Origin of the sequence: Streptococcus parasanguinis (genome assembly GCF_001578955.1) — a bacterium.
Lineage (GTDB): Bacteria > Bacillota > Bacilli > Lactobacillales > Streptococcaceae > Streptococcus > Streptococcus parasanguinis_U.
On record NZ_KQ969691.1, the window covers coordinates 139,479 to 144,595 of the forward strand.

The following is a 5,117-nucleotide window of genomic DNA, read 5'->3' on the forward strand; positions in this document are numbered from 1 at the left end:
CCTCAAGACATCTATACCAAGATGCGGGCAGGCGACTTTGAAATGGCTGATTTTGAAGTAGATGGAAAAGTTTACAAGAATAGCTTTGTCACCTATGAAAACTTCTACCAAAACCATGAGAATGCGGAAGTCCGTGAAAAAGCCTTTCGTTCCTTCTCAGAAGGTCTCCGCAAGCACCAAAACACGGCTGCTGCTACCTATCTAGCCCAAGTCAAATCTGAAAAACTAATCGCAGATATGCGAGGCTACGATTCCGTATTTGACTATCTCTTAGCTGAGCAGGAAGTGGATCGTGCCATGTTTGATCGTCAGATTGACCTGATCATGAAGGACTTCGCTCCAGTAGCTCAAAAATTCCTCAAACACGTGGCCAAGGTCAACGGTCTTGAGAAAATGACCTTTGCTGATTGGAAGTTGGACTTGGACAGTGCGCTCAACCCAGATGTTACCATTGATGATGCTTATGATTTGGTCATGAAATCTGTGGAACCTCTTGGCGAAGAATATTCCCGCGAAATTGCCCGCTACCAAACCGAACGTTGGGTCGACTTTGCTGCCAATGAAGGCAAGGATTCCGGTGGTTATGCAGCTGACCCCTATCGTGTCCATCCTTATGTCCTCATGAGTTGGACAGGACGGATGAGCGATGTCTACACCCTGATCCACGAGATTGGACACTCTGGTCAATTCATCTTCTCAGATAACAACCAAAGCTACTTCAACGCCCACATGTCGACCTACTATGTAGAAGCTCCTTCTACCTTTAACGAGCTCCTCCTTAGCGACTACTTGGAACACCAGTTTGACGATCCTCGTCAAAAACGCTTTGCCCTAGCTCACCGTTTGACAGACACCTACTTCCACAACTTCATCACCCACTTGCTAGAAGCAGCCTTCCAACGCAAGGTCTACACCCTGATCGAAGAAGGTGGTACCTTCGGTGCTAGCAAGCTCAACAGCATCATGAAGGAAGTCTTGACCGAATTCTGGGGAGACGCCGTTGAAATCGATGACGATGCAGCTCTAACATGGATGCGCCAAAGCCACTACTACATGGGACTTTACAGCTACACCTACTCAGCTGGCCTAGTTATCTCAACCGCTGGTTACCTGCATTTGAAGAACTCCGAAAACGGAGCCAAAGATTGGCTAGACCTTCTCAAATCAGGCGGTAGCAAGACCCCACTTGAGTCTGCTATGATTATCGGAGCAGATATCTCAACCGACAAACCACTTCGCGATACGATTCAGTTCTTGTCTGATACGGTTGATCAGATTATCGCCTACAGTGCTGAGTTATGAGTATAAGCAAAAACAGATTGGATTTTTCCAATCTGTTTTGCTTATCCCCAAAAGCTATCTTCTTCAGCTTGATCTGAAGAGAAGAGCCAAACTTCTTTGATTTTCCCGTCTTCAATACGGAAGAGGTCAATCCCGTTCATATTGAGTTCAGTACCATCAGCCCGTGTTCCAAGAAAAGTAACATTAGCTGCGACAAAATCCTTATTATCAGAAACCCAATTTGTTATCACCTTAAAGGTTCCATTAGTTTTCTCAGCAAATGTAGCTAGGTGAGCTCCTAGTTGGTCCTTACCAACAACTGTACCAGATATACTATGAGTACCAGGTTGATGCCAGACAATATCGTCTGCCATCGTTTCAAAGACACCAGGAAAGTCACCAGCAATTAAAGCTTGGTTATAAGTATTGAAAATTTCTAAGTTTGTTGACATATCTATTCTCCATTTCATTTTTATGATATAATTTTAACAGTTACAATCAAAAAAACAAGTAGACACTTTTTCGATAGCTGGTATCAAAAGTAGTACTATTGTTGATGCTAAAAGATAAATTTTTTCAAAAAATAGAAAGAAGATATTTTATGCCAAATAAAGTAAGTGAGTATGGTGTTTGTCCATTTGCGACAACGCAGAGGGTTTTAACAGGGAAATGGGCACTGGTAATCATTTATCAGTTGAGTACGGGTACTAAACGATTTAAAGAATTGCAAAGATTATTGCCTGGGATTACTCAAACTATTTTGACACGTCATCTCCGTCAATTAGAAAAGGATAAGATTATTCAACGAAAGGTCTATGCGGAAGTTCCCCCACGAGTTGAGTACAGCTTAACCGAAATAGGGCAGAAATTCAAAGTTGTCTTAGATGCTGTGGAGAACTGGGGTCTGGATTATATCAAGTTGCTAAAAATGTAGAGGTTTTGACCATGTATCAAGAATTACAAAATAAAGTAACAGAAGAAAAACCAAGCTATCGTCAAGAAGAAATCCATTGGTTGCTGGAACATTTGGGAGACCCCTCGCCCGAAATTCGCGATGATCTCGTTTTTACCAGCTTGGCTAGAGGGATTCAAGAAGAACTGTTTACACAGGAACAATTTCATTTGATTGCTGAGGCGATCTCGTCCAATGAAGGAGTAGAAAAAGAGATTGATAAGATTGGGCTATCAACACTTGAGCGTTCTTTTAAAGCCCTTGTTTATGCCAACCTCCTATCTGCAGATGCCAATCCGCAATCAATTTTTTATCAAAGATTAAAAGCCGATATAAGATATATTTTACTGGATCAAGGTTTACATTATCTTTTAAAAGAAAAGGATACAACTGGTTTTTCAAGCCAGTATGGCTGGGTTCACGCTTTTGCGCATGGAGCTGATCTTTTGACAGAAGTAGTTTGTCATCCAGACTTTCCTAATGACAAAGTTCATGAAGTATTGAACATACTTGGCCAAGTCTTTAGAAGAATTTCAATTCGTTTTACCTCTAATGAGGATTGGCGCTTGGCGAGAGTGCTCTATGAACCTATTTTGCAAGGAAAAATCGAGCAAGAACAAGTAGCTTCTTGGATAAAGACGCTTGACTTTCCAATAGACGAAAGGGAAGATTTTTATAAATTTTCCAACCTTAGATCCTGTCTGTTAGAAGTCTATATTCAACTTGACCAAAGAAACTTTTTACAAGATGAGTTAAAAGTGGCCATTCAATCTTTTCAATACTAACTGTTGATAGTGAAAGTTAAACTCTCCAAAATATTCTAAGTCACTTTTCGTGAAAAATTATTGAAGATAAAAGAGCCTTGCTCCTCATATAAAAGGACAGGGCTCTTTCTTTGGATATAAAAAAGCACTCCTATTTTACCAATGGAAGTGCTTAGGATATTAACTCAATTCAGCCACAATAGCCTTGATTTGTTCTGCAGTGTGAACACCAGCAACTTGTTTAACCACTTGTCCATCTTTTTTGAAAAGAAGAGTAGGGATAGACATAATGCCGAAAGCACGCGCTGTATTTGGATTTTCGTCAACGTCCATTTTAACGATTTTTAAGACATCTTCTGAAAGTTCTTCAGACAATTTATCCAAGATTGGTCCTTGCATACGACATGGACCACACCAAGTTGCCCAAAAGTCCACCAAGACCAATCCTTCTTTAGTTTCTGCTTCAAATGTTGCATCTGTAATTGCTTTTACCATTGTTTTTCTCCTTTAGTTTTTGTATTGATCGAGGTCTTGCTTCATCAAATAGAAGAAGACATCTCCGTAAGTACCGTGGTAATCGAGTTCGTGCCCATTATAGGTCAATTTTTGTACGGGATAGTAATCCGCTACACCAATCAAGCAGGTCTGTTGGGATCGTTCAAACTCTTCATAGGAATCAAAATGCATGACCCGTTCTTGTTTTGCACCATCTAGATATGTAATTTCAATCATATCAGCAACCTCTATTTCTTAAGATGCATCCATTGTAACTCCATTTATTACATCTGTCAAACAAAATGACTTGCTCAGAATGATGGATCTTGTGCGATAAGGAAAAGACAATAAAACAGCTCCCTGAATTCAGAGAGCTGTTTTGAGCTCGGGCTAAAATCTTGGTGAAAACAAAAAATCTCCCCGAAGGGAGACAGTTCTGGTCTATTTTACCTTACGATGCTAGGAACCGTAGCCGAAGATTATACTGGGTAAAACCGTTCTAGAAAAGGCGACGAACCGAAGATTGTAGGCTCTATCGTGCCATTTTCATACATAATGTATAGTCCAAGTGTAATGAATACTAAGGGCACAACGATTCGCTCATATTTCTCAATTGTCTCGGATATTAACGGCATAGAGGATAGCACACGACTAAGCTCGCAAAAGATAATTATGCCGATTCCAAACACAAGCAACGCCACAAGTGTCTGTGACCAATCTAACGAAGCAAAATAAGGTATATAGATACCTAAATTATCTCCGCCAGACGCAATTGTTAGCAATGTAACTGTCCAAAACAGTTGATTTGCCTTGCTTTGTTCAAATCTTTCAATAATTTCTTCCTCTTCTTCCTCACCTTCTCCAACAATTGCAAAGCGAATCCCTAAATAGATAGGGATTAAACCAAGCAATCCAACCATCCATTCTTCAGGCACGAAATTGACGACATAAGCAGCAACTAAACTCGCCCCTACAAGTAAGCCTGTGCCTAGATATTGCCCCGCATAAATATGCCATTTCTGTTTATTCTGTGATAGCTGTGCAAATAAAATAATTAAAATAATTAAATAATCGATACTGGTGGAAATATAAACACCAATAGCAGATATGATTGTCTGTCCCATAAAAAAACTCCTGTATTAGTCAGTAATAAATCAGCAGATTTTAGGGAAGCACAGACACATTAATTTAGCTATCGCTAGTGGGTAATGTCGAACGTAGGAAAGCATTTTACTCCTCCTCAAAACGTAGTTACAAAGTAATTTCTAACTGGAATTCGGTGACTACTTCCATGTAAAGTATAACCCACTATACTTTACTTCGTAAAGTGTGGGATCTCCGAGGGGGCTTGCAGACTGCTACCATTTGAGGTTTTTGTAGTCTCCAAAATTGTGGCCGATAAAACGGTTTTCCTCGTAGCCGTCGATCTGTTGCTGTTTTTGTAGTCTCCGAAATTGTGGCCGATAAAACCTCAATAAAAAGCCCTCTGAATTCAGAAGGCTCCATTCTTGCTGGATAAAACGTTTCTAGACAAGGCGCCGAGCCGAAGATTGTACTGATGGTACATCGAGGCGAAGTCAACGAAGTATAGAAACGTTTTAGACGCAAGATTAACGACGAAGTCC

General features: G+C 40.4%; 7 protein-coding genes. 3 read left to right on the forward strand and 4 right to left on the reverse strand.

Annotated elements, in window-relative coordinates:
- The coding region (gene pepF, locus SPADD19_RS07470; RefSeq protein WP_241496536.1) for an oligoendopeptidase F at nt 1-1,302 on the forward strand (1,302 nt) is incomplete at its 5' end.
- A gap of 41 nt (nt 1,303-1,343) precedes the next feature.
- On the opposite strand, the gene SPADD19_RS07475 is transcribed toward pepF, so the two are convergent.
- Nucleotides 1,344-1,733, reverse strand: coding sequence for a nuclear transport factor 2 family protein (locus SPADD19_RS07475; RefSeq protein WP_061455680.1), 390 nt, complete (start codon nt 1,731-1,733; stop codon nt 1,344-1,346).
- 149 nt (nt 1,734-1,882) lie between these two features.
- Here SPADD19_RS07475 and SPADD19_RS07480 point away from each other — a divergent pair, with 149 nt between their 5' ends.
- Both SPADD19_RS07480 and SPADD19_RS07485 read left to right on the forward strand, forming a co-directional pair.
- Nucleotides 1,883-2,215: a winged helix-turn-helix transcriptional regulator gene (locus SPADD19_RS07480; protein ID WP_061455766.1), complete on the forward strand. Its 333-nt coding sequence runs from the start codon at nt 1,883-1,885 to the stop codon at nt 2,213-2,215.
- Between the two features lie 11 nt (nt 2,216-2,226).
- Nucleotides 2,227-3,018 (forward strand): DUF2785 domain-containing protein, encoded by a 792-nt coding sequence (locus tag SPADD19_RS07485; RefSeq protein ID WP_061455681.1) that lies wholly within the window; start codon nt 2,227-2,229, stop codon nt 3,016-3,018.
- 159 nt (nt 3,019-3,177) lie between these two features.
- On the opposite strand, the gene trxA is transcribed toward SPADD19_RS07485, so the two are convergent.
- From trxA to SPADD19_RS07500, 3 genes are all read right to left on the reverse strand, one after another.
- A complete protein-coding gene (trxA, locus tag SPADD19_RS07490; protein ID WP_061455682.1) occupies nt 3,178-3,492 on the reverse strand; it encodes a thioredoxin in 315 nt (104 codons plus the stop codon).
- A gap of 12 nt (nt 3,493-3,504) precedes the next feature.
- Nucleotides 3,505-3,729 carry a DUF4649 family protein gene (locus SPADD19_RS07495; protein ID WP_023024402.1) on the reverse strand — a complete coding sequence of 75 codons (225 nt, stop codon included), beginning with the start codon at nt 3,727-3,729 and terminating at the stop codon, nt 3,505-3,507.
- Between the two features lie 242 nt (nt 3,730-3,971).
- Nucleotides 3,972-4,616 (reverse strand): CadD family cadmium resistance transporter, encoded by a 645-nt coding sequence (locus tag SPADD19_RS07500; protein WP_061455683.1) that lies wholly within the window; start codon nt 4,614-4,616, stop codon nt 3,972-3,974.
- Nucleotides 4,617-5,117 lie beyond the last annotated feature (501 nt).